General features: G+C 59.4%; 15 protein-coding genes. 6 read left to right on the forward strand and 9 right to left on the reverse strand.

Annotated elements, in window-relative coordinates:
- The first annotated feature begins 16 nt into the window (after window positions 1-16).
- A complete protein-coding gene (locus ASD60_RS24545; RefSeq protein ID WP_056856467.1) occupies window positions 17-4,150 on the forward strand; it encodes a hypothetical protein in 4,134 nt (1,377 codons plus the stop codon).
- 1 nt (window position 4,151) lies between these two features.
- On the opposite strand, the gene ASD60_RS24550 is transcribed toward ASD60_RS24545, so the two are convergent.
- The 5 genes from ASD60_RS24550 to ASD60_RS24570 all read right to left on the reverse strand — a co-directional run bounded on the left by ASD60_RS24550 (window position 4,152) and on the right by ASD60_RS24570 (window position 8,646).
- Window positions 4,152-5,969, reverse strand: coding sequence for an ABC transporter ATP-binding protein (locus ASD60_RS24550; protein WP_056856468.1), 1,818 nt, complete (start codon window positions 5,967-5,969; stop codon window positions 4,152-4,154).
- The gene (locus ASD60_RS24555) at window positions 5,962-6,564 is read right to left on the reverse strand and encodes a DsbA family protein (RefSeq protein WP_177336610.1); all 603 of its coding nucleotides are present in this window, start codon (window positions 6,562-6,564) and stop codon (window positions 5,962-5,964) included. The genes ASD60_RS24550 and ASD60_RS24555 overlap by 8 nt, the downstream gene beginning before the upstream one ends.
- A 36-nt stretch (window positions 6,565-6,600) precedes the next feature.
- A complete protein-coding gene (gene trhO / locus ASD60_RS24560; protein ID WP_056856470.1) occupies window positions 6,601-7,545 on the reverse strand; it encodes an oxygen-dependent tRNA uridine(34) hydroxylase TrhO in 945 nt (314 codons plus the stop codon).
- Between the two features lie 267 nt (window positions 7,546-7,812).
- On the reverse strand, window positions 7,813-8,109 hold the full coding sequence (locus ASD60_RS24565; RefSeq protein WP_056856471.1) for a BolA family protein: 297 nt from the start codon (window positions 8,107-8,109) through the stop codon (window positions 7,813-7,815).
- Window positions 8,110-8,121: 12 nt separating this feature from the next.
- Window positions 8,122-8,646 (reverse strand): DUF2059 domain-containing protein, encoded by a 525-nt coding sequence (locus tag ASD60_RS24570; protein WP_056856472.1) that lies wholly within the window; start codon window positions 8,644-8,646, stop codon window positions 8,122-8,124.
- Between the two features lie 192 nt (window positions 8,647-8,838).
- On the opposite strand from ASD60_RS24570, the gene ASD60_RS24575 reads away from it, so the two are divergent.
- The gene (locus ASD60_RS24575) at window positions 8,839-10,233 is read left to right on the forward strand and encodes a class II fumarate hydratase (protein ID WP_056856473.1); all 1,395 of its coding nucleotides are present in this window, start codon (window positions 8,839-8,841) and stop codon (window positions 10,231-10,233) included.
- 130 nt (window positions 10,234-10,363) lie between these two features.
- On the opposite strand, the gene ASD60_RS24580 is transcribed toward ASD60_RS24575, so the two are convergent.
- Window positions 10,364-11,323 (reverse strand): DMT family transporter, encoded by a 960-nt coding sequence (locus ASD60_RS24580; RefSeq protein WP_056856474.1) that lies wholly within the window; start codon window positions 11,321-11,323, stop codon window positions 10,364-10,366.
- 206 nt (window positions 11,324-11,529) lie between these two features.
- Here ASD60_RS24580 and ASD60_RS24585 point away from each other — a divergent pair, with 206 nt between their 5' ends.
- The gene (locus ASD60_RS24585; protein WP_056856475.1) at window positions 11,530-11,724 is read left to right on the forward strand and encodes a DUF6316 family protein; all 195 of its coding nucleotides are present in this window, start codon (window positions 11,530-11,532) and stop codon (window positions 11,722-11,724) included.
- Between the two features lie 120 nt (window positions 11,725-11,844).
- Here the strand turns inward: ASD60_RS24585 and ASD60_RS24590 are convergent, their stop codons facing one another.
- Together ASD60_RS24590 and pap are read right to left on the reverse strand one after the other, a co-directional pair.
- The gene (locus tag ASD60_RS24590; protein WP_056856476.1) at window positions 11,845-13,029 is read right to left on the reverse strand and encodes a thiolase family protein; all 1,185 of its coding nucleotides are present in this window, start codon (window positions 13,027-13,029) and stop codon (window positions 11,845-11,847) included.
- A gap of 103 nt (window positions 13,030-13,132) precedes the next feature.
- Entirely contained in the window at window positions 13,133-14,656 is a 1,524-nt protein-coding gene (gene pap, locus ASD60_RS24595) for a polyphosphate:AMP phosphotransferase (protein WP_056856477.1), read from the reverse strand.
- Window positions 14,657-14,931: 275 nt separating this feature from the next.
- Here pap and mnmC point away from each other — a divergent pair, with 275 nt between their 5' ends.
- On the forward strand, window positions 14,932-16,914 hold the full coding sequence (mnmC, locus tag ASD60_RS24600) for a bifunctional tRNA (5-methylaminomethyl-2-thiouridine)(34)-methyltransferase MnmD/FAD-dependent 5-carboxymethylaminomethyl-2-thiouridine(34) oxidoreductase MnmC (RefSeq protein WP_056856478.1): 1,983 nt from the start codon (window positions 14,932-14,934) through the stop codon (window positions 16,912-16,914).
- A 5-nt stretch (window positions 16,915-16,919) separates the two neighbouring features.
- Here mnmC and ASD60_RS24605 read toward each other — a convergent pair whose 3' ends face one another.
- Window positions 16,920-21,734 (reverse strand): NEL-type E3 ubiquitin ligase domain-containing protein, encoded by a 4,815-nt coding sequence (locus ASD60_RS24605; RefSeq protein ID WP_056856479.1) that lies wholly within the window; start codon window positions 21,732-21,734, stop codon window positions 16,920-16,922.
- A 295-nt stretch (window positions 21,735-22,029) separates the two neighbouring features.
- Between ASD60_RS24605 and ASD60_RS24610 the strand changes: the two genes are divergently transcribed.
- Both ASD60_RS24610 and ngg read left to right on the forward strand, forming a co-directional pair.
- Window positions 22,030-23,802: an N-acetylglutaminylglutamine amidotransferase gene (locus ASD60_RS24610; RefSeq protein WP_056856480.1), complete on the forward strand. Its 1,773-nt coding sequence runs from the start codon at window positions 22,030-22,032 to the stop codon at window positions 23,800-23,802.
- Between the two features lie 3 nt (window positions 23,803-23,805).
- Window positions 23,806-25,551 (forward strand): N-acetylglutaminylglutamine synthetase, encoded by a 1,746-nt coding sequence (gene ngg, locus ASD60_RS24615; protein ID WP_056856481.1) that lies wholly within the window; start codon window positions 23,806-23,808, stop codon window positions 25,549-25,551.
- The last annotated feature ends 107 nt before the right edge of the window (window positions 25,552-25,658 follow it).

Genomic DNA, 25,658 nt, shown 5'->3' on the forward strand with positions numbered 1-25,658 from the left:
TCACGAGGAGTGCCACATGACATCGACACCTTTAGCTAAACCCGACACACCGGCTGCCAAAGAAGTTCGTGCCCGACAAGAGTTGGGACTGGATGACGGTCCGGATATCGATTATTTCATTGCCCGCCCTACAGCTCAGGATCAACAACGCTTCAAGACCTTGCAACGCAACGCCCCCACGCTTGCACAGTCTCTGACCATCAACCAGTACAAGACAAAACTCATCAATGCTCAAATCGTCGATACCGTTAAAACCTTTATCAGCAGTGAATCGTCGCTGATCCGTCATTTGGGCGGCGATGTACTGCGTCTGGCCTCCGAAGAGCAATTGCGTACAACGCCCTCGGTAATTCTCCAGGAAATCTTGAGCGCGCCCCGAACACAGGAACTTGCAGACCAACTGCTGAAGAAACTCAAGTGGTATGGCGCGCACCCCGGCGAACAGACGTCGACGTCCGTACGCAATCAACTGATTTGCAAAGCCATATGCCTCTATTTTCAGGAGTCGTCGGCTGACGACTCGCAAGTACTCGCCGGCTTCCGCTGGCAAGATCCGGCACGTTGGGGCAAAAGCTACCAGAGCCTGCGCAGCGAATTCGAACAGCACTTGCTGCACACCCGGCGGCTCACCAATATCAAGGATGCGATATTACTGGCGCGCGTGTACCAGACCCGCCTCTCGAAGGACTTCGCTGTGCGCGACATCCCGCCCGACCTTCCCTACAAAAGTTCGGTGGTGTGGGTGAACTTCATGCACGGCGTGCTGCTGGCAGATGAACTCGGCCTGAATCGATCGCAAACCCTGTCCTTTCAACAGCTCGTCGACCTGCCCCTGTCCCGGAGCGCCGACGCCTCGTCCGAACAACTTGAGCAGATTACCCGACTGAGGATGGGACCGGCACTGGAATGGGCGATCTGCTGTGGCATCGTTCAATCGCGCGCAAACTCGGATTACGACGAGAACGATATGACGCGGGCGACGGCCGCCCTGGAAAGCCACAGCGAGAGCCTGAACAAAGCTGTCATGACCCTCGATTTGCCACCCCCTGAAAGGCTGAAAATGGCCAAGCAGGCGAAAGATGATGTGTTTGGCGAAGCAATGTTCGAATCGGACGGGCGCAAGTTGTTGCGCGATGATCCACCAAGCAGCCTGGGCTCCAAGGATATGCCCTCGTTGAACCTGCCAGGCGATGCATTCCTCGATGTCTATGCCGATGGTCAGCTCGATGACGGCAGAAAATTTTTTGTCACCCAATCCGATGGCAAGACACGAACCAGTCTCTGGATCAAAATCGACGACATGCGAACCGTGCATCATGAGCCGTTTCGCAAAGACCACAGGGGCATCGAAAGGCCTGTGCTAACCCGATACGGGGGCAAGACGCTGCCTGATATCAACCAGCAGTTTGCAACGGACTTTGCACACTACCTCTCGAAAATCAGGACGGCCTATCAGACTCTGATCGCCAGTCTGCTGACCTCGCTGCCACTGGCCGACCGCCAGGCCCTCGTAGAAGGTGACGTCCGCCTGCTGAGCCTGCACCTGGAGCAGGCACGCATCGAAACAAGCGGCGATATCCGGCCACGAAAAGGTTTCGTTCTACAGGTGACCCACAATCATGAAATCACCTATTACGAACTGATACCCAGCGCCGGCATGATTCGTCGCAGAGACCACTTGAGGTTTTCAACCGTCGAAGGCGTCCGCACCACGTACCCCTTGCACGCCTCAATTCCTGGACAAACATACTCTGCTGAAATCAGCACCTCGCTGCTTCTTGACTGGTCTGCGCACTTGAACGGCACCAGGCCCGCTGAGAAGGCGTATTACATAGCGATCCTCGGCGTGGTCGGTGACGTGCCTGCCACCGCCAATACCGAAGGAACGGCACAGGCCATCACCCGTTTGAATGCAGTGGCCCAATACATTGCAACAAACTTTCTGTACGTCGATGAAAACCAATTACGTGCCCAGGCACGTGGCATGACAACATTCGACACTATCAGGGCCAGGAACGAACAACGGCGCAATACTTTCGTAGAGATTGCCAAAGCGTTTGTACCCTTCTGGGGCAGTATTGACGATCTTCTGTCAGGCCAGATACTCACAGGCGTGATCGGACTCGCCATGGACCTGGCTTCTTTCGTCAGTCCCATCGGAAAATTCATGGCGGGGTCGGTGCGTTTGATCAGGGCCGCGACCACAGCCTCGCGCATGGCCGTCAAAGCAAGTCTGCCTTCCTTTTCAACCTTGACCCGAAAATTGCTGGTCGCGTCGCTGCGCAACCTGAACCCGTTGGACGGGGTTCCGTCATTGCTCAAGGCAATCGGCAGCGGTACGTGGAAAGGGCTGTATACGGCGGGCCGCTTTGGTGTCAGTGGACTGAGAAAACTGGCAGGAAACACCGACAGCTACCGACTGGTTCACAACCTGCCCCAAGCAACCGACCCCGGGCGCTGGAAACCTCTGACATCGAGTGATCGACTGGCAACGATCGACGGTGTCGATGATGTACTCGTGCGCAACACCAGCCCGTCGGACCTGACCCGATTCCACCCGGTCGACCCGGTAACGTCATTGCCCTATGGTCCCCGCCTGCACAATCACAGCGACAACCTCATACATGGCCGGTCAACCTTCAAAACGTTAGCCCCCACCGATACGCACACGCTGGTAGAACTTCCGGAGCAAGCCCGTATCCGTGAAGTACTCGAAGTCGATGGTCGTACCACTCTGTTCGTGGATGACATCCCCTATCGACTGGACAACGACCAACTGCGTCGTGCCGACTTGATCGATGACCAGGCGATGTTCAAATCCTTGCCTTGCCGGGTACGCCGCCATCCGGGTGCCGATGTCTGCAAGACCACATTCGTCACCGTCGATCCGGCACCGACGCCGGCCATTGGCAGTTTCGACGAGACTAAAGGCTGGGCGCCGTGGTTCGGAGACAGTATCTATACGCCGGCCACTGCGGATCGGGCGATGTTGCTTAAAACCCTGAAGTCTAAAAGATCGCTCCCGGCTACGGTGGAGTTCCAGAAAGGGATCTATGGCAGGATCAAGGTAGACATCCCCTACGGCAAACAGGGTCAGTTCGACACCTTCGAAGCCGGTGCCATCATCATCCCGGCGATAGACGAATCCAAGCGCTACGTGTTTACCCGCCTGGATGCCGGACACTTTTATGTCGCCGAACTGGCACAAGGTCAAAACCTGACGGACAAACTGAATCTCAGGAAAGCTTCGAGATTGCCGGAAGATCTCAATCAAGAACTGCTCACGGTCTACACCGGTTCATTGAATGCCAACAATGTGGCAAGGATTCACGGCACGCCGGCAGTGGAGCGAGCGTTGCAAACCATGGAAGAGATTGCCATTCCGATTGGCGGCCACGTGAACCCGCCGGACACGCTCAAGCTGCTCAAAGTCGATACCAGTCCAGGCGAAGCGGTGCTGTTCGATCACTCGACCCGAATGATTGTCACGCAGTTGTCCAAAGGGGCAACCAGTTGGTCGCGAAGCAAGGTCGCATCAGAAGATTTCCGGAAAAGAACCGTGGAAATCTTCGATACATTGTTCCTTGAGCCGAGCACCGTGCTGAACAATGCCGACAGCGCATTGAATATCAAGAAAACGATGATGAAGCTGCACAAGCTTATCCCTTACAACCAGCGTTCATTCAATCCCAGAAACATCGCCTACGCGGAAGTCGTCACTGCCACCGGGAAGCGCGAGGTCTATGTCAGTGTTTCGGGGGCGCAGGGGGCGACCGGGCATCTGCCTTTGTTCAAACAGAATCTTGGCGCAGATCAGATCAGGGTCGGTGAAACGACTTACTTCAATGTCGATATGAATCAGGAATTTCCCAACACATCACTGCTCGTGTCGAATGAAGGAAAACTGCTCGCTGTGCCGGCAACCATAAACGAAATTGATAACTATCACCCGGCACTGACGCGCAGGCCCACATCACTGGACAGTGAAAGCAAGTTGATCAGCGCCATTCGCGAAAAATACCCCGATGCCGGATCGATCGAAACCGTGAACGTCGCTACCACCATGCCACCTTGCGAATCGTGTTCGGTGGTGGTCAAGGAGTTCGGTTTCGACGGCGGTGAAAATGCTTTGAACGTCCTGTGGAACTGATCTAGTGCTGCTGCAAATGCCCATACAACTTGGCATACAAGCCGCCGTCGGCAATCAACTGCTGGTGATCGCCATCCTCGGCAATCTGCCCACCGTCGAACACCAGCACACGGTCTGCCTGTTTTACCGCCGATAGCCGGTGGGCAATGATCAGCGTGGTGCGGTTGCTGAGGAACCGCGCCAATGCCTGGTGCAGGTTGTATTCGGTGGCGGCGTCCAGCGCTGAGGTGGCTTCGTCCAGAATGACCACTTTCGGTTCAGCCAGGACCATCCGCGCGATGGCCAGGCGCTGGCGCTGACCGCCGGACAAACGCACGCCGGACCGCCCGACAATGCTGTCCAGGCCGTTGGGCAGTTCATGGATGGTGGCGTGCAATTGGGCGATTTCCAAGGCCTGCCAGCAGGCCTCGTCGCTGCGTTCGCGGCCCATGGTCAGGTTGGCGCGCACGGTGTCATTGAACAACGCCGGATGCTGCAGGACCACCGCGACGTTTTCCCGCACCGTTTCCAGGCCGATTTCCTGCTGGGTCGAGCCGCCGAAGCGAATGGTCCCGGCCAGCGGCGTGTACAGGCCCAGCAACAACTGCACCAGCGTGCTCTTGCCGCCACCGCTGGCACCGACGATGGCCACTTTTTCACCGGGGGCGATAGACAGGTTCATCTGGTTCAACACCAGCTCGTCGCCATAACCGAAACTCAAGCCCTGCACCTCGATACCGACAGTTTCGCGTCCGGTGAACGGGTCGACGCCCTTGGGGTATTGCGGCTCATCGGCGCGCGACAGCAGCTCGTTGATGCGCGACAGCGCACCGCCCGCCGCGTAGAAGGCGTATTGCAGGTTCAGCAGTTGTTCGACCGGACCGATCATGAACCACAAGTAGCTGAACACCGCGAGCATCTGGCCGATCGACAGGTCGGAAAACAGCACCGTGAGCATGGCGGCGGCGCGAAAGATATCGATGCCGAACTGGAACAACAGACCGCTGGCCCGGTTCGAGGCGTCGGTTTTCCATTGGGAATTGACCGCGTAATCGCGAACTTCCCTGGCCCGCAGCCCCAATCGACCGAGGAAAAAGCCCTGACGGTTGCCGGCGCGCACTTCCTGGATGGCATCCAGGGTTTCGGTCAGCGCCTGGGTGAATCGCGAGGTGCTGTCGTTCTCGAGTTTCTTCAGGTGTTTGACCCGTTTGCCCAACTGCACCGTGGCGTAGATCACCAACGGGTTGAACAGCAAAATCAACAACGCCAGTTTCCAATGCATCCACATCAGAATCCCGGCGGTGCCGACCAGGGTCAGCATGGCCACGAGGAAGCGGCTGAGGGTTTCGCCGACAAATTTGTCCACCGTGTCCAGGTCGGTGACCAGATGAGTGGTGACGGTGCCACTGCCCAGGCTTTCGTATTCACCCAGTGAAATACGCTTGAGGCGTTCGATCAGGCGGATGCGAATGCGGTAGACGATGTCTTTGGCCAGGGCAGCGAACAACCGCGCCTGAAGCACGTTGAACAGCAACGCCGCGCAACGCAGGGCCAGAGTCACCACCAGCATCAGGCCAATGTAACCGGCGGCTTTTTGCCAAACCTCAGGCAGCGCGAGGTTCATGATTTTCAGCGCCGCATCGCCGTGCCCCAACAGCACTTCATCGACCAGCAACGGCAGCAGCAACGGGATCGGCACACTGCACAGCGTCGCCAGTACGGCAACGCCGTTGGCGATCCAGAGCGATTTCTTGTGATGAAGCGCCAGACGACGGATTTCCGCCCAGCTCAAGCGGTCGACACGTTTAGCGGTTACGGCTTCGTCGGGCAGGTCATGCACAGGCAGCGCGCTCCAGCCAGCGGCCGAGCAGCGGGGACAAAACGCTCAAAGGCTGATAGCCATTGGTCAGCAACGCCAATTGCCCGTTTCGCTCAGCCAGCAACGTGGGGAAACCGGCGATGCCCAGGTCCTGGACCCAGGTGAAGTCGGCAGCCGTCGCGGCATGCGTATCGGCACGATCAAACGCTGCTGCGAATTCGATACGCGGCAGACCGGCCTGTTCTGCCAGCTCCACCAGGACACTGGCGCGCGTGACATCGCGACCTTCAGCATAAAAGGCATGTTGAATCAGGCCGAGCAGTTTCCAGGCACAATCCGGCGCCAGGTTGCGAGCCGTCACCAGCGCACGGCAGGCAGGTTCGGTGTCGTAGACAAAACCGTCAGGCAACGCGCCCTCACGCTTGAACGGCTGGCCGGTAGCCTCGGTGACCGCCTGCCAGTGCTCAAGGATATAGCGCCGGGTGGTCGGTTCCAGCGCGGCGCCACTGCCGGTGCGCAAACCGCCCACTACCAGATGCACCTCCACTCCGGCGGCCGCCGCCTGCTCTACCAATGCGTTTGCAACCGGAGCAAAGCCCCAGCACCAGGAGCACATCGGGTCCATCACATAGAGCAGGCGCGCAGACATGGTTCAGGCCTCGGAAGATGATGCTTGCTTGTAGTTGTAGCCGATCGGGTGAGGCATGTTGCGGGCCTTGGCCAGTTCGATCTGCTTTTGCCGATCGATGGCGCTGCGCCGGGTTTTCTCGCTCAGTTTGTCCCAGCAATGCGGGCAGCTGATACCGGCTACGTAGTGCTCGGAGGCGCGATCCTCGATGCTGACCGGCGTGCGACAGGCATGACATTGATCGTAATCACCTTCGCTCAGGTCATGGCGAACGGTCACGCGGTTATCGAACACAAAGCAGTCACCCTGCCACTTGGTTTCTTCCTGTGGCACCTCTTCGAGGTACTTCAGGATGCCACCCTTGAGGTGATAGACCTCATCGAAGCCTTCGCTGAGCATGTAGCTCGAAGCCTTTTCGCAGCGAATGCCGCCGGTACAGAACATGGCGACCTTCTTGTGCACGGCCGGGTCGAAGTTGGCTTTGATGTAGTCGGGGAATTCGCGAAAACTGGTGGTTTTCGGATCGATGGCGCCTTCGAAGGTGCCGATCGAGACTTCGTAATCGTTGCGCGTGTCGATGAGCAGCACTTCGGGATCGCTGATCAGTGCGTTCCAGTCCTGCGGATCAACGTAGGTGCCGACCTTTTTGTTCGGGTCCACGCCTTCGACGCCGAGGGTGACGATTTCTTTCTTGAGTTTGACTTTGGTGCGGTAGAACGGCTGTTCGTCGCAGTACGACTCTTTGTGGTCGATGTCGTCCATGCGCGGGTCGTTCTTGAGCCAGGCCATCAGCCCGTCGATGCCTTCGCGGCTACCGGACACGGTACCGTTGATGCCTTCTTCGGCGATCAGCAGAGTGCCTTTGATGCCGTTGTCGACCATTGCCTTGAGCAGTGGCTCGCGCAGGTCGACGTAATCTTCCAGGGTGACGAACTTATACAGTGCCGCCACGACAATCTGTTGTGTCATGGATGAATCTCCAGGTGGCTACCCTCGTAAGGGGTGAACCGGATGCGAAAAAAAACGCGCCGGGTGAGCGGCGCGTTGGGCATTCTAACAAAAAACCGTGCTGTTTAGGACGACGATGTGGCGAAGGAGCTTGCTCCTGCTCGGCTGCGAAGCAGTCGTAATGCTGGCGACTGCACTCTTTCAGACAAAACGCCGTTGCAGGTTCCGGGACTGCTTCGCAGTCCAGCGGGAGCAAGCTCCCTCGCCACAGTTCTTCAGCCCATCACATCAATGGCTGCCGCCAGCACAGGTCGGCGAGGCCGGCGCCGCGTCGATCTGTGCCCATTCTTCAGGCGTGTAGGTATGCAGCGCCAACGCATGGAACTCGCCCATCAGCTCGCCGAGCGTGCCGTAGACTTTCTGGTGGCGCTTGACCCGGTTCAGCCCTTCGAATTGCTGGCTGACAACTACAGCCTTGAAGTGCGTCTGTAACCCGCGACTGTGCATGTGGCTTTCATCGAGCACCTGCAGATGCTGGGGCTGAAGCAGTCCCAACGTCGATTCGATGCGTTGTTGCATGGTCATACAGAACTCCGCTTAAGGCTTGGCCTTGGCTGGCGCAGCGGCGCCTTTGGGCTCCAGCTCGGCAGTCATGTCGGCCAGCAGTTTGTTGACGACAGGTACCGCGCTTTCCAGCTTGGCCTGGGTCATCTGGGCCGATTGCTGGGTCAGTTGCGGCATTTTTTCCAGGACTTTCTTGCCCAATGGCGATTTGTAGAAGGCCACCAGGTCCTTGAGTTCCGACTCAGTGAAGTTGGTGGTGTAGAGCTTGACCATGTCCGGCTTCAGCTTGTTCCAGCCAATGGCCTGGTCCAGGGCGGCGTTGGCCTTGGCCTGGTAGGTTTCCAGTACCGCTTTTTTCGAGTCCGGGGCTTTGGTTTGCTGGAAGCGTTGAGCAAACATTTGCTGCACTTGCATGTACACCGGAGTGCCCAATTTGTCAGCATGCGCCAGGGTCAGGAAGGCCTCGGCACTGGCGTTGTGGCTGGCGGTGTCGGCAAAAACCTGGCCGCTGGCACAAACCAATGCAACCGCGGTACAGATGGCACGAAGACGAGTCATCGAGTTTCCTTTTCTAGCAGGCGAGGTAAAACCCCAAGGACGTCCATTCTGCGCCTAAAAAACGCTGTCACTCAACCCCAAGCCTTGTCGCGCCTGATTTAGAGGGGTTCAATGGTTGCAAGCGAGACAGATGGAACCCCGGCCGGCGATCACGGCCTAAACTGCGCAATCAGACTTACAGGAGTGTGACCGATGAGCCGTATCGAAACCGACAGCCTTGGCCAGGTTGAAGTCCCGGAGGAGGCCTACTGGGGCGCACAGACACAACGCTCGCTGGTCAACTTTGCCATTGGCAACGAACAGATGCCGCTGGCCGTGCTGCACGGTCTGGCGCTGATCAAGAAAGCGGCGGCACGGGTCAACGACCGCAACGGCGACTTGCCCGCCGACATCGCCCGGCTGATCGAACAAGCGGCGGATGAGGTACTCGCCGGCCAGCATGACGATCAGTTTCCGCTGGTGGTGTGGCAAACCGGCAGCGGCACCCAGAGCAACATGAACGTCAATGAGGTGATTGCGGGCCGGGCCAACGAACTGGCGGGCAATCCACGCGGCGGCAAATCGCCGGTGCACCCCAACGATCACGTCAATCGCTCCCAGAGTTCCAACGACTGCTTCCCCACCGCCATGCACATCGCCACCGTGCAGGCCGTGCAGCACCATTTGCTGCCGGCGATCAGTGAACTGTCGGGCGGGCTGGCTGAACTGTCAGCGCGTCACATGAAGCTGGTGAAAACCGGGCGCACGCACATGATGGATGCCACACCGATCACCTTCGGCCAGGAAGTTTCGGCTTTTATAGCGCAACTCGATTACGCCGAGCGGGCCATTCGCAGCGCGCTGCCGGCGGTGTGTGAACTGGCCCAGGGCGGTACGGCGGTCGGTACCGGGCTGAACTCACCGCACGGTTTCGGTGAAGCCATCGCTGCTGAACTGGCGGCGCTTTCCGGCCTGCCGTTCGTTACCGCACCGAACAAATTCGCCGCCCTGGCCGGGCACGAGCCGCTGACGACCTTGTCCGGGGCACTGAAAACCCTCGCCGTGACGTTGATGAAGATCGCCAACGACTTGCGCCTGCTCGGTTCCGGACCGCGTGCCGGTTTTGCCGAAGTGAAGCTACCGGCCAACGAGCCGGGCAGCTCGATCATGCCCGGCAAGGTCAACCCGACCCAGTGCGAAGCGCTGTCGATGCTTGCCTGTCAGGTGTTGGGCAACGACGTTGCCATCGGATTTGCCGCGAGTCAGGGTCACTTGCAATTGAACGTGTTCAAACCGGTGATCATTCACAACCTGCTGCAATCGATCCGCTTGCTCGGCGATGGCTGCAGCAACTTCCAGCAGCATTGCATAGCAGGCCTTGAGCCGGATGCCGAGAAAATGGCAGAACACCTTGAGCAAGGCTTGATGCTGGTGACGGCGCTGAACCCGCACATCGGTTATGACAAATCGGCGGAAATTGCCAAGAAGGCTTACGCAGAAGGGTTGACCTTGCGCGAGGCGGCACTGGAATTGGGGTATCTGACCGATGAAGAGTTTGATGCGTGGGTAAGGCCGGAGAATATGCTGGAGGCCGGGGCCAAGGGCTGAGATTGGTAGCGCCTGCAAGTCCGTCATCGCGGGCAAGCCTGCTCCCACAGGGTTTTGTGTCGTTCACTGATATTGTGATCGCCTTGATCCTGTGGGAGCGTGGCTTGCCCGCGATGAACGATAACGCGGTCTAACCGGCCGCCATCCGCATTTTCCGCGCCTTCAGCCCGGCAATCAACGAAGGCCCCAACGCCACCAGCGCCGAACCCAGCACGACCAATACCGCCCCGCCATACCCCAGACCATTGATGGTCTCGGCATGCACATAGTCCGGCCACCACCAGGCGGCCAGGGCAACCGCCGCAAACGTCACCAACGGTGTAATCGCCAGCGTGGCACTGACCCGCGATGCTTCCCAATGCGCCAGTGCTTCGGCAAACGCGCCGTAGGCAATCAGGGTGTTCATGCAGCATGCCAGCAGCAACCAGCCTTGCAACGGGCTCAATTGCAGTGCTTCGAGTGGATGCACCCACGGCGTCAGCAACAGCCCGCAAAACAGATAGATCACCATCATCACCTGCAACGAATTCCACACCGTCAGCAATTGCTTTTGGCCCAGGGCATAAAAGGTCCAGACCGTGGACGCCAACAGCACCAGCAACACACCGGCGGTGTAATCGCTCAGCGACGTGAGCAACTCAGAGAGACGCTGATTGAAAAACAGCACGAAGCCAATCAGCAGCACGAGCAAGCCAATGCCCTGCCCCAGGCTGAAACGCTCCTTGAAGACAAACAGGCTGGCGATCAACAACATGATCGGCCCCATCTGCACCACCAGTTGCGCGGTGCCGGGGCTGAGCAGGTTGAGCCCCATCAGATACAGCACGTAGTTGCCCACCAGCCCCAGTACCGCCATCAACACCAGCCAGCCGCCGCGTGGCCCGAGCACTTTGCGGCTCGGCAGGCGTTTGGTGGCCGCCAGATACAGGAACAGGCAGCTGCCGGACACCATCAAGCGAAACCAGGTGACCGTCACCGGGTCCATCACCAGCAAGACCTGCTTGAGTTTGATGGGAAGGATTCCCCACAGCAACGCAGTCAGCAGGGCCAGAAACAAACCGTAGACCCAGCGACCCGATGAAATGTGCATGCAAACCCCGAAACCCGATGACAAGTAACCGGCATTCTAGGCGCACCGGCGCGCAGTACACAGGCACAGTTGGCGTCTGGCCGCGAATGAAACTGTGCAGGTCGCAACGCTTGATTGACGAACTGCCGCTGATCGGATCGATAGGCGCCGCAAGTGGTTCTTGCATAAGCTGATTGGATCCACAGGACACTTTCAGGAGATTCGCCATGTATGGCATGCGCGCCCAGGACAACGCTCCCGGCCTGCACTTTCGCAGTGATCGGTTATGTCGAGTGAATGGGGAGTTGTATTTCAGCACCCGGGAAAACACCCTCGAGGGGCCATTTGCCAATGTCGAGGCGGCTGCGCGGGAGATTCATGCTTATATAGAGCGGATGAAAAATATGGCGACGAATGGATAAACCGAGTCGCCTTCATCGCCAGCAGGCTAGCTCCCACAGGATCTGTGTCGCCCATCAGATCCTGTGGGAGCTAGCCTGCTGGCGATAGCTATTTAACAGTCATGACAAAATCCGAGGCGTTTACCGAACCGCCTCAAACAACCCGGTCGCCCCCATCCCGCCACCCACGCACATGGTCACCACGCCGTAACGCAGATTGCGCCGCTGCAACTCGCGAACGATGTGCCCGACCTGACGCGAACCGGTCATGCCAAACGGGTGGCCGATGGAGATTGAGCCGCCGTTGACGTTGTACTTGTCGTTCTCGATCTCCAGCCGATTGCGCGCGTAAAGGCATTGCGAGGCAAACGCTTCGTTGAGTTCCCACAGGTCAATGTCGGCCATCTGCAAGCCCTTGGCCTTGAGCAGTTTCGGCACCGAAAACACCGGGCCGATGCCCATTTCATCCGGTTCGCAGCCGGCCACGGCGAATCCTCGGAAAAACGCTTTTGGCTTCAAGCCAAGCGCCAGGGCTTTCTCCAGGCTCATCACCAACGTCATGGACGCGCCGTCCGACAATTGCGACGAGTTGCCCGCCGTCACCGAACCATCTTCAGCGAAAACCGGATTCAATCCGGCCAGGCTTTGCAGCGTAGTGTCGGGACGGTTGCAGTCATCGCGGTCGACGACACCGTCGAGAATCTGCACCTGCCCGGTGGCTTTGTCTTCAACGCGATACTTCACCGCCATCGGCACGATTTCATCATCGAACAACCCGGCAGCCTGTGCCTGGGCGGTGCGTTGCTGACTTTGCAGGGCGTACAGATCCTGCTCTTCACGGCTGACGTTGTAGCGGCGGGCGACGATTTCGGCGGTCTGGCCCATCGGGAAATAAATACCCGGCACCTGTTCCTTGAGCAGCGGGTTGATCAGGTTATCGGTGTTGACGCTTTTCATGGTCAGGCTGATCGACTCGACCCCACCGGCGACGATGATGTCGCTGCAACCGGAAGCGATCTGGTTGGCAGCGATGGCAATCGCCTGCAAGCCTGACGAGCAGAAGCGATTCAAGGTCATGCCGGCGGTACCGATGCCCAGACGCGACAACACCGCGACGTTGCGCCCGATGTTGTAACCCTGGGCGCCTTCATTGGAGCCGGCGCCGACGATGCAATCCTCGACGCTGGCCGGGTCGATGCCGGTGCGTGCCAGCAAGGCATTGACGCAGTGCGCTGCCATGTCGTCCGGACGGGTCTGGTTGAACTTGCCGCGAAAGGATTTGGCCAGGCCGGTCCGCACGCTGTCGACGATCACCACTTCACGCATGGCATTACCTCATTGTTGTTGTCGGTTGAGAGTGGCCCGAGCATAAGCCCACCCAATTACCAACCGCGACAATCATTCACCCCGCGTATGCGCAACCATCGCCTCACTTCTTGCCCTTGTTGGTCTTCCTGGCGTGTTTATCGGATTTCCTGAACGCGTCTTCCAGTGCCTGATTGATCGTGCGCAACACCTTGACCCGTGCCCAGCGCTTGTCGTTGGCTTCAATCAACGTCCACGGCGAGATTTCGGTGCTGGTGCGGTCGACCATGTCGCCGACAGCGGCGCGATAGTCGTCCCACTTTTCCCGATTGCGCCAGTCATCCTCGGTGATCTTGAAACGCTTGAAAGGAATTTCTTCGCGCTCCTGAAAGCGTTCCATTTGAGTCTGTTTGTCGATGGCCAGCCAGAACTTGACGACGACCACCCCGGCATCGCCAATCTGTTCTTCGAAATCGTTGATTTCACTGTAGGCGCGCAACCAGTCCGCCGGGCTGCAAAAACCCTCGATACGTTCCACCAGCACCCGGCCATACCATGAGCGGTCGAACACGGTGAATTTGCCCCGTGCCGGCAGGTGTCGCCAGAAGCGCCACAGGTATGGCTGTGCACGCTCTTCTTCAGTGGGCGCGGCAATCGGCACGATGTTGTATTGACGTGGATCGAGCGCCGCCGCCACTCGCCTGATCGCCCCGCCCTTGCCCGCTGCGTCGTTGCCTTCGAACACCGCGACCAGGGCGTGCCGGCGCATGCGTTTGTCCCGCATCAACCCGGAAAGCCGCGCCTGCTCGGTCACCAACTGTTCCTCGTAATCATCTTTTTCCAGGTGCAGGGTCAGGTCCAGGCTGTCGAGCAGGTTGACTTGATCGACACTGGGCAACACCGGCGCAGCGCTGACTTTGTCCGGATGGATCTGCGGCCGCTGCAAGGCACCTCGCAGGCTTTCGAGCAGAATCTTGCCCACTACCAGGCTGCGATAGCGTGCATCCATACCAGCGATGACGTGCCACGGCGCATAGTCACGGCTGGTGCGACGCAGGACACGCTCACCGAACTTGACGAAACGGTCGTAGGTCTGCGATTGCTGCCAGTCCAGTGGGCTGATGCGCCAACTGTGCAAGGGATCGTCGGCCAACGCCTTGAGGCGCGCCTTCATCTGTTTCTTGGAGAGGTGGAACCAGAATTTGACGATCACTGCGCCTTCATCGCAGAGCATCTTTTCCAGGCGCTCGGCGCCATTGATGGCTTGATCCAGGCGCGGGTCCTTGAACTCGCCATGTACCCTGCCCTGCAGCATCTGGCTGTACCAATTGCCGAAGAAAACCCCCATGCGCCCCTTGGCCGGCAGCATCCGCCAATAGCGCCACGCCGGGGGCCGTGCCAGTTCTTCATCGGTTTGCTGATCGAACGTGCGGACCTCGATCAAGCGCGGGTCCATCCACTCGTTGAGCAATTTGACCGTCTCGCCCTTACCGGCGCCTTCGATGCCGTTGATCAGGATGATCACCGGAAAACGTTTTTGCTGCTGAAGCTCGAATTGCGCTTCGAGCAAGGCTTCGCGCAGCGCCGGCACTTCGGCGTCGTAGGTTTCTTTGTCGATGGCGTGGTCGATTTCAGCGGATTCGAACATGAACGGCTCCCTTGCAGATTTGAGCAAGACTAGCGGATGGACCTCTCTTGCGTGAGACAAATCCAATTTTCGCAGCCGCGAGAAACCTGTGGCGAGGGAGCTTGCTTGCGCTGGACAGCGAAGCAGCCGCCAAAAACATTGGCGGCTGCTTCGCACCCGAGCGGGAGCAAGCTCCCTCGCCACAAAGGCGTAGCAAGCTCCCTCGCCACAAAGGCGGATCAAGCGCCACGCCCGTGATCGGCTAGAATGGCCACCTTGCCGTTGCCGAGCCTGCCATGAAACCTGTATTGCCCCACGCCCAGCTCGACTGGGATGATCAAGGTCGTCCGTATTCGCGTGTGTTCGACGATGTGTATTTCTCCGATCAGTCGGGGCTGGACGAAACCCGCTACGTGTTCATCGAACAGAATCGTCTGGCAGAACGTTTTGCCGCGTTGCCACCCGGTGGCCGGTTGGTGATTGGCGAAACGGGGTTTGGTACCGGGCTGAATTTTCTCTGTGCCTGGCAGGTGTTCGAGCAACATGCGGCGCCCGATGCGCGGCTGCATTTTGTCAGCGTCGAAAAATATCCATTGAGCCTCGCCGACCTGCAACGCGCCCTGGCACTGTGGCCGCAGCTCAAGGTATTTGCCGATCAACTGCTGGCGCAGTACGTGGCCATCCATCAAGGCTTTCAGCGCCTGACACTGGCCAACGGCCGGGTCACGCTGACCTTGCTGATCGGCGATGCACTGGAGCAACTGCCGCAACTGGACGGGCCAATCGACGCCTGGTTTCTCGACGGTTTTGCCCCGGCGAAAAACCCTGACATGTGGACCGCCGAACTGTTCGTCGAACTGGCACGACTGGCTGCTCCCGGCTCGACCATCAGTACCTTCACCAGTACCGGTTGGGTTCGGCGACTGCTGAACGCCGCGGGCTTCAAGATGAAACGCACGCCGGGCATCGGCCATAAATGGGAAATCCTGCGTGGAGAATTCCTCGGGTGGCCGCAGGAGGTTGCTGCGCCAATCCCGGCCAAACCCTGGTTTGCCCGCCCTGCACCGCTGACGGGTGAACGCCGGGCACTGGTGATCGGCGCCGGGCTGGCCGGTTGCGCCAGCGCCGCCAGTCTTGCAGCGCGAGGCTGGCAAGTGAGCGTGCTGGAGCGCCACGCCGACATTGCCCAGGAGGCCTCCGGCAATCCACAGGGTGTGCTTTACCTGAAGTTATCGGCGCACGGCACCGCGCTGTCGCAAATGATCGTCAGCGGTTTCGGCTACACCCGACGACTGCTGGAGCACTTGCAACGTGGCACTGACTGGGACGATTGCGGCGTGCTGCAACTGGCGTTCAATGCCAGGGAAGCCGAACGACAGGCGCAATTGGCCGAGGCGTTTCCCGCAGACCTGCTGCACCTGATCGATCAGCCCCAGGCCCAGGCGCTGGCGGGGATCGGTCTGGCGCACGGCGGCATGTACTTTCCCGAAGGTGGCTGGGTGCATCCTCCGGCGCTGTGCCAATCGCAGGTTGCACAGCACAACATTCAAATACTGACACACCACGATGCCGTGCAACTGCGCAAGGTCGACGGCCAGTGGCAAGCGTGGGACGGCGAGCGATTGCTCGCCAGCGCCCCCGTGGTCGTGCTGGCCGGTGCCGCCGAGATTCAACGCTTCGCCGAAAGCGCAGAATTGCCGCTCAAACGCATTCGCGGGCAAATCACCCGCCTGGCGCAAACCCCGCAAAGCCAGGCCTTGAGCACGGTGGTATGTGCCGAAGGCTATGTCGCCCCCGCGCGCCATGGCGAACATACCCTCGGCGCCAGTTTCGATTTCAAGAGCGACGACCTGACTCCGACCATCGCCGAACACCAGGGCAACCTGGCCATGCTCGAAGAGATTTCCCACGATCTGGTCACGCGACTGGAAGCCGACACGCTTGCCCCGGAAAGCCTCCAGGGTCGGGCGGCGTTTCGCTGCACCAGCCCCGACTACCTGCCGATTGTCGGCCCGTTGGCCGACAGTCAGGCTTTCGCCCAGGCCTATGCGGCACTCGCCAAGGATGCCCGGCAAGTGCCGGACATCGAATGCCCATGGCTCGACGGCTTGTACGTCAACAGCGGTCACGGCTCACGTGGTTTGATCACCGCGCCGCTGTCCGGCGAATTGCTCGCCGCCTGGCTGGATAACGAACCGCTGCCTCTACCCAGGGCGGTGGCCGAAGCCTGCCACCCGAACCGTTTTGCCTTGCGCCGATTGATTCGCGGCAAGGCCTGAGACGCTCAATCGAGGATAAAACAGGTTTTCGTCTCGTCCGCCGCCAGCGCCTGCGTGGTCAGTTCCTCCAGCAACGTGGTCTCGGCCTGCTGCAACTGATCCATGATGCCATCGACATGGGCGCGATAGCGCGTGCCCAGCGTCGCCTCGCCTTCGAAGGCCGCCTGCATTCGCACGTGAAAGGGTGCGGCGAGGCGATTCAAACGTTGAGCGTGATGCTTACGCAAGAAGTCGACCCAGAATGAACGCGTGCTCAGATCCCGCAGCAACGCCGGTGACAATAATGCCGTGGTCACTCGGGCGTAAGCAGTGTCCAGGTTTGCCTGCGTCACACCGCTGAGCGATGCGTAACGCATATGCCGAGGTTGGCCGACCAGCTCCAGCCGCTCGGCCAAACCGGTTCGGTAGGCCAATTCCACTTCCACGGGATCAAGCCTGGGGTTGGCCCGCGCATGTTCCTCGGCAATCCCGGCTAGGGTGTCCTGGCAGAACAAAGCTCGCCCAAGGCTCAACAGTCGAGCGGCTTCATCGTGAGCATTGGCAGACGCCTTCACCACCTTGTCGATTTCGACCGCCACTTCAAGGTGACTGAAAATCAATGCCGCGGAATCCGTACAGTTGGCCTTCACCGCCAGCGCCAACAACCGCTCGCGCAACGCCGAATCAGCGGCTGTCGCGTCAATGACGTTCCATACCCGACGAGTCATGTCTTCATGCACAAAACGGCTGTCCGCCGAGTTCCCCACCTCGGCCAGCAACTGGAAGAGTCCCGGCGACGCAGGCTCATTCTTCAGCGCCAGCCATGTGCGGTTGCGCCGGGTGTAATCAGCTTCCCGTGAATCGGGCATCCAGAAGTCCCTGGCGACCTGTTCACTGGTCACCTTGGCATCGTCCGCCATGAACCCCATGCCGATACCGGTCCTGTCACGGTAAGACTGCAGTTTCGCGCGACTGGCTGCGGACAAGGGGTTGTATCGCAGGTTGATGAATTGGGCGAAGCGTTGCGGCACATCAAAGAGCCAGTCCGGCATCTCTCGAATCTGGTTACCGCGCAAGTCGACTCTGTTGAGGTACGGCAAGCGGTCAAATCCCGCAGGCAGTTCGGTGGCGTGTGTGTCGCTGAGAATCAAGGCCTGCAGGTTGGCCATTTGGCTGACATCCAGCGTGGCTCCCAGACGGTTGCCGCTGAGCGAAAGCGTGCGCAACGTGCGCATGTCGGCCAGTTTGCGCAACGTGTGCTCCGTCAGCGCCACTTGATTGCCGTTCAGGCTCAAATGCTGAAGGTCGGGCATATGCGACAGTATTTCAGGCAACCGCGTCAGCCGATTGCGGTCCAGCTCCAGGGTGACCAACCCTTTGAACGGCCTCAGGAAATAGGCCAACTCATCGCCTGCTTCCATGTCCGTGATAGCGAGGCTGCGTACATGCGCAACGTCCTGTTCGGTCAGCGTCGGCATCTGGCCGACCGGGTTGCGCTGAAGATTGAGCGCTGTGTAGGGCTGATCCTGCGGCCATCTCGGCGGCGCGACCCGGCGCCAGCAGTTTTCGATGGCATCGGCCACCTGACGACGACTGACTCGCAGGTCGTTGAGTTGCCCGGGCAACTTCTTCATTTGTTCGTCATCGGCGCACCAGTTGCGCAGGACCTCGCGCAGTTGCTTGAGCTGCTGCTCGAGCACCTTGATGCGGTTTACCCGCAACGCCTGGGTGCTGCCCGCCGCGTCGAGAAAAGACGAAACCTGGGCATCGCTGAAATACGGATAGAGCTTTCTGACTTTGCGAATCAAGGCTTGTGCATAGACGTTTGCCGCAGGCGGGTCAGCCTGTACGCAGCTGGAAAAATGTTGCGCCAGCTCTGTGCGTTCATTGCGCAGCATCCGTGCGGTGCGTAGCGGATCCCGTGATGTTGCCACCAACAGACGGGTCTGCAACCGTGAAACATCCTGCGCCTCGATCCCGGACAAGCCCATGCGGGTGCGCTGGGTTTGCGGCAATGCGCGATAAATCGAATCGAGCAGGCGCTCGCTGCTACGTGTAGTGAGCGTGGTGCCAGTGCCTTGGCTGACTTGATAGCCCGAAGCCGTCTTGACGATCACGCCCTTCGCGGGTGCAGTGGCCTGGCCAACGCTGTCGAGCAAGGTGCCGGTGCTTGATCCCTGGCGTACTTCCAGGCGAAACCCGTCGTCCCAGCCTTGCAGTCGATCCATGAACCTGAGCGCCAGGTTGTCGGTATCGTCATTGGCCAGAGACGGCAGGCGAAACCCGGTGAGGGCACGATCCTGCCTGATCGAAAACTGTGCCTCACTGACCTGTTGCGCCAGATCCAGCCCCAGGATCCTGCGCTCACGAAGAAGGCTACGGTCTCTGCCAGAGGCATTGCTCAACAGCTCCTCGGCCACGCGCACCGGAAGGTCGGTAACCTGGTCGCACAACGTTGCAACGTCGTCAGTGGCAATGCCATCGTAGGTTTTATACAGCTGCTCCATCAGGGGCCGGCGATTGCCTTTCAGCGCCGTGCCGATTTTTTGCGCCAGCAGCGCGGGTTTGGACTCTGTCGTGGCACCGATGATGCCTTCGACTTCCTTGGAAGACAGGCTGTTGATCACGGTCTCCAGCAACTTTCCTGACTTCAGCTCGGACTCGCTGACAGGCACGCGGTTGGCCTCATCAACCGTCGCCGATTGCGGGTGGCGCGAGACGAACTGCTGTTTATCGTCGACGACCTCGATGAATCGTTCCTTGGGCCAACCGGGCAATGTCGGCAACGTATGCAGTTGTTCCTGCAAATGGGCTGTGCCGGAGAATTCTCCACGCTCCATTCGCCTGATCAGCAGATTGATACCCTGATTCAATTTGAACCGCTCGATGCAGTCCTTGATCCGTGCCGGCAAGGGCAGGTTTGCTTCGTGCAATTGGTGCACAAGCGCCGGTGACAGGTCGGTGATGGCGCCAATGCTCACGATGTCGCTGTGGCTCAGCCCGGTCTGGCCAGGGCTGAGCCGTTTGAGCGCATAACCGCTTGGCCATTCGTATACGTGTTCATGGATATGGCGCCAGCCTCCTTCGACGTGACGTACGAGAGTGAGCTGAAAAGCATCCTGGCGCACGGGATGGTCGACGCGCCACGCTTTCGTCGCAGGATCTTGCGAGACGCGATACGGCGCCCCATCCATGAGGATCAACGTGCGCTGGCCGTCCTTGTAGAGGCCGTTCGAATCAGGTCGCAGTGTCGCTGCCGGTGGCGTTGCCTGTTTGTAGGCCTTCAGGTCGGGTTTCCATAACCTTGGTTCGCCATGACGACCGGTTACCGCCTCAAAACCGTCGAAAAAGGTCGCCTGTTCGCCTACGATTCGACTGAATGCAGACGTCACCACCTTGCCGCCCACCACAAACGCGGCCATCTGCGCGACGTTTTCCACGACGTTGAGTAAATGCGACAAGGCCTCGGTGCGCTGACCGTGCGTCCAGTCCTGCACCCCTTCATACACCTCGCCGGCAATGTCGACGATGGCCGCCGCGGCCATCAACTCCCCGAGTACAGGAACGAAGAACGACGCTGCGTTGAGCAGGACCAGGCTCGCCTCCATCAGCGTTTTACGTGTTTTCTCCCGTTGTTGTTCATCGACCGATTCTGTCGGCACCGCCAACACTTGCGCATCCTGCTGGGTCTTTTCGATGAAAGCACTGAAGAGAAAATCCGAAGGACAGGTCGCTGGCGTGGCCGCCAAAGGACCTAATGCCTTGTCCTTGTCAAAAGCGGTAAAGAACTTCGTCTTATCGTGACCGCAAAGGTATTGCCTGGCGAACACCGCTCGGTAGCTTTTGGTTTGCAACTTGAGTGTCAGGTAAACCTTGAACTCGTCCAGCGAGGCGTATTCATACAGCGGTCGACGGGGCTCGTTCGGCATGTAGACGATGCATTTCGCCTGTGCGTGGGTATCGATCGACTGATTGCTGAACACCAGCGCACCCGAGATGCAAACGTCATGAATCATCAAGCCCTGCCACATCACCGGTACGCCATCGAACAGCGCGTTTCGGATGCTTGCCACCGGAACATCTTGCGTGATCACGCTGTTCAGGAGGGCATGAGCTGCGGCGCTGATGTCCTTTTTCATGTAGGCGATGTGCACGGCGACCTGCATATCGAGCAATTTCAGGCGCCGAATGTCAGCAGCCGAAGCCGCTGAGTTGGCCGCACTGCCACCCAGGGTTCTGGGGGGAAGCGCCAATGCTTGGTCAATGTGTTGCTGGTAACGGCCACCGAGGTCCAGTTCGCGGCACAACGTGGCGAAGTGCGCAGGGGTGATGACTGTTGCTGTCTGAGGCTTGCCATTGATGCGAATCAACGATTCTTTGGAAAATCCATTCGTGCCAGCTTCGCCGAGGGTGAAGTTCTCCATGGCGGCGTGGAGCAGGCTGCGGGATTGGGTGGTGACGGTACCAGTCCAATCGACGGGGAACATGCTTGTCGAAGTAATCGAAGTGGTGCTGACCTCCAGCGTATCGCGCTCGACATCGAACTCGACTGTCCACTTGGCTTTGAGCAAGTCGGTCAATTGTTCCATGCAGAACACATCCAGCGGCTTCAGCCTGTCGAGCGCCTCGCGCGCCCGGGTGTGGCAAACATGGGCCTGCTCAAAGGCTGTTTTCAGCGCTTGCGCCTGGGCCAGGTCGGCGTTGGCCAGCCAGTCCGGAATGGACCTTTGCAAGACCTCGGCCTTGTCCAGGTCAGCGGTGTGTTCCACCAGTGCGTCCAGCCGATGCGCCGGGGTAAATGTCACGGCAGGAGGGTTTGTTTTCGGGAGTGTTGGCAGCATGTGCAATGTCCTTATTGCATTCAGATGCGTTCAGCCTACGGCGCTCAACGGGCAAATGATAATTCGAATATCAGGGCTGATCCCGTGGCGTCCGAGCAAGTATTCCTATGCTTCGTAGCAATATCTACTGCCCCTGGCACAAGCCGTTTCAGGTAGGAGCCATTCGTCCGACAGCCGCCACTTATAACGTATCGATCTAAAACTACTGAAATCCGAGCGGGTCAGTTTCTGAGTACCCGCTGTTTTGGCGCGGTAGCGTTTCACCCTCCCCAACGGAAAAACCGGTAAGGAATTTATGTGCGGATTAGCTGGCGAGTTACGTTTTGACAATCAACCTGCAGACCTTGCAGCCGTAGAGCGAATCACCCATCACCTGGCACCACGCGGTCCTGATGCCTGGGGTTTCCATAGCCAAGGGCCGATTGCCCTGGGCCACAGACGCCTGAAAATCATGGACCTGTCGGACGGCTCTGCGCAGCCGATGATCGACAACCAACTGGGCTTGTCCCTGGCCTTCAACGGCGCCATCTACAACTACCCGGAATTGCGTGCGGAGCTGGAAGGCCTTGGTTATGCCTTCTATTCCGGTGGCGACACCGAAGTGCTGCTCAAGGGCTTCCACGCCTGGGGTGAGGCTCTGCTGCCGAAACTCAACGGCATGTTTGCCTTTGCCATCTGGGAGCGCGATGCGCAACGCCTGTTCATTGCCCGCGATCGCCTTGGCGTGAAACCGTTGTATCTGTCGCGCACCGGCCAGCGCCTGCGCTTTGCCTCGGCATTGCCGGCGCTGCTCAAGGGGGGCGACATCAACCCGATCCTTGACCCGGTGGCGCTCAATCATTACTTGAATTTCCATGCGGTGGTCCCGGCGCCGCGCACGTTGCTGGCTGGCATCGAAAAACTGCCACCGGCCAGCTGGATGCGCATCGAACCCGATGGCAGCACCGAGCAGAAAACCTGGTGGACCTTGCCCTACGGCCCACACGCCGATGAGATGAGTCTGACACTCGAAGACTGGCGCGATCGCGTGCTCGACAGCACCCGCGAGGCGGTAGCGATTCGCCAACGGGCAGCGGTGGATGTTGGCGTGCTGCTTTCGGGTGGAGTCGACTCGAGCATGCTAGTGGGCTTGTTGCGTGAAGTCGGGGTAGAAAACCTGTCGACGTTTTCCATCGGTTTCCAGGATGCCGGAGGCGAACGCGGTGACGAATTCCAGTATTCGGACCTGATCGCCAAGCACTACGGCACCCAGCATCATCAACTGCGCATCGACGAAAAAGAGATCATCGAGCAACTGCCCGCCGCGTTCCGCGCGATGAGCGAGCCGATGGTCAGCCACGATTGCATCGCCTTCTACCTGCTGTCCCGGGAAGTGGCCAAGCATTGCAAAGTGGTGCAAAGCGGCCAGGGCGCCGACGAACTGTTCGCCGGTTATCACTGGTATCCACAGGTGGATGGCGCCAGCGATCCATACGCCGCTTATCGCGAGGCGTTTTTCGATCGCAGTTACGACGACTACGCCGCCACCGTGCAGCCGAAATGGCTGACGGCGAACGACGCTGCCGGCGACTTCGTGAAGCAACATTTCGCACAACCTGGCGCCGACGCGGCCGTCGACAAAGCCCTGCGTCTGGACAGCACGGTGATGCTGGTGGACGACCCGGTCAAGCGCGTCGACAACATGACCATGGCCTGGGGTCTGGAAGCGCGTACGCCGTTTCTCGACTATCGCCTGGTGGAGTTGTCGGCTCGCGTACCGGGCAAATTCAAACTGCCGGACGGTGGCAAACAGGTGCTCAAGGAAGCCGCGCGGTTGGTGATCCCCAGTGAAGTGATCGACCGCAAGAAAGGCTACTTCCCGGTGCCGGGTCTCAAGCATTTGCAAGGTGACACGCTGGAATGGGTGCGCGAACTGTTGCTCGATCCCAGCCAGGATCGCGGCCTGTTCAACCCGGCCATGCTCGACCGCCTGCTGACCGACCCGCAAGGGCAACTGACCCCGCTGCGCGGCTCCAAACTGTGGCAACTGGCGGCCCTGAACCTGTGGCTCAGTGAACAAGGAATCTGATCGATGAAACCTCACGCCACGGCTTTCAGCCAACGCTTGTTACGCGGTCAGGCGCCCTCCTACGAACGCTTGCAGGCGCGCCTGGCCGAAGACGGCAGCGCACTGGGCGGCGAGCCGATTGCCGTGCATTGCGGCTGGGGTCGCCTGTTGATCGGCCATACCTTTGCCGATCCGGCCAGCCTCGCCAAAGAACTGCTCAACGAACAGCCCGGCGAGCGCGACATTGCCCTGTACGTTGCCGCCCCCCAGCAAATATTGGGGTTGGAACCGACCCAGTTGTTCCTCGACCCGTCCGACACCTTGCGCCTGTGGTTCAGTGACTACCGTCAGGCCACCCGGGTGTTTCGCGGTTTTCGCATCCGCCGTGCGCAGACCGAAGCCGACTGGAATGCGATCAATCAGCTGTATCAGTCACGCGGCATGTTGCCCGTCGATCCGACCTTGCTGACCCCACGGCATGACGGCGGGCCGGTGTATTGGCTGGCTGAAGATGACGACAGCGGCGCGGTGATCGGCAGCGTGATGGGGCTCAATCATCACACGGCTTTCAACGATCCGGAAAACGGCAGCAGCCTTTGGTGCCTGGCGGTCGATCCGCGCTGTTCGCGGCCTGGCGTCGGTGAGGTGCTGGTGCGGCATTTGATCGAACACTTCATGAGCCGTGGGCTGAGTTATCTCGATTTGTCGGTATTGCACGACAATCGCCAGGCGAAAAGCCTCTACGCCAAGCTCGGTTTTCGCAACCTGTCGACCTTCGCCATCAAGCGCAAGAACGGCATCAACCAGCCGCTGTTTCTCGGGCCGGGGCCAGAGGTGGCCTTCAATCCGTATGCGCGGATCATTGTCGAGGAAGCGCATCGCCGCGGCATCGATGTGCAAGTGGATGACGCCGATGCCGGGATGTTCACCCTCAGCCACGGCGGGCGTCGGGTTCGCTGCCGGGAATCGCTCAGCGACCTGACCAGTGCCATCAGCATGAGCCTGTGCCAGGACAAAAGCCTGACTCACAAAGTGCTCAAGGCTGCCGGCTTGAACTTGCCGGCTCAGCAACTGGCGGGCAATGCCGATGACAACCTGGCGTTCCTCGACGAACACCATCGAGTGGTGGTCAAGCCGTTGGACGGCGAACAGGGCCAGGGCGTGGCGGTGGATTTGCAGAGCATCGAGGACGTCCAGCAAGCCATCGAGTCAGCGCGCCAGTTCGACAATCGTGTGTTGTTGGAAAGCTTCCATGAGGGTCTTGATCTGCGCATCCTGGTGATCGGCTTTGAAGTGGTGGCGGCGGCCATTCGCAGACCGGCGGAAGTGGTGGGCGATGGACAACATTCCATCGGCGAATTGATCGAAGCCCAGAGCCGACGCCGTCAAGCGGCTACCGACGGCGAAAGCAAAATCCCCCTCGACCAGGAAACCCAACGCACGTTGAATGCTGCCGGTTACGACTACAGCAACATCCTGCCGGCGGGCGAACATCTGTTCGTGCGGCGTACGGCAAATCTGCACACCGGCGGCATTCTCGAGGACGTCACCGCGATTCTGCACCCGACCCTGGTGGACGCTGCCGTACGAGCCGCCCGGGCGCTGGATATTCCGGTGGTCGGCCTGGATCTGCTGGTGACCGCCGCCGATCAGCCTGACTACGTATTTATCGAAGCCAATGAACGCGCCGGGCTGGCCAACCATGAGCCGCAACCGACGGCCGAGCGCTTTGTGGATTTGTTGTTTCCGCATAGTCAGCCGGCAGTCTAGACCTCGTTCATGATCGATCCCACGCTCTGCGTGGGAATGCAGCCCGGGACGCTCTGCGTCCCGAAGAGCCGAACGCAGAGCGTCCGTTGAGGCATTCCCACGCAGAG

It is taken from the genome of Pseudomonas sp. Root562, from assembly GCF_001427125.1.
Taxonomy (GTDB): Bacteria; Pseudomonadota; Gammaproteobacteria; order Pseudomonadales; family Pseudomonadaceae; genus Aquipseudomonas.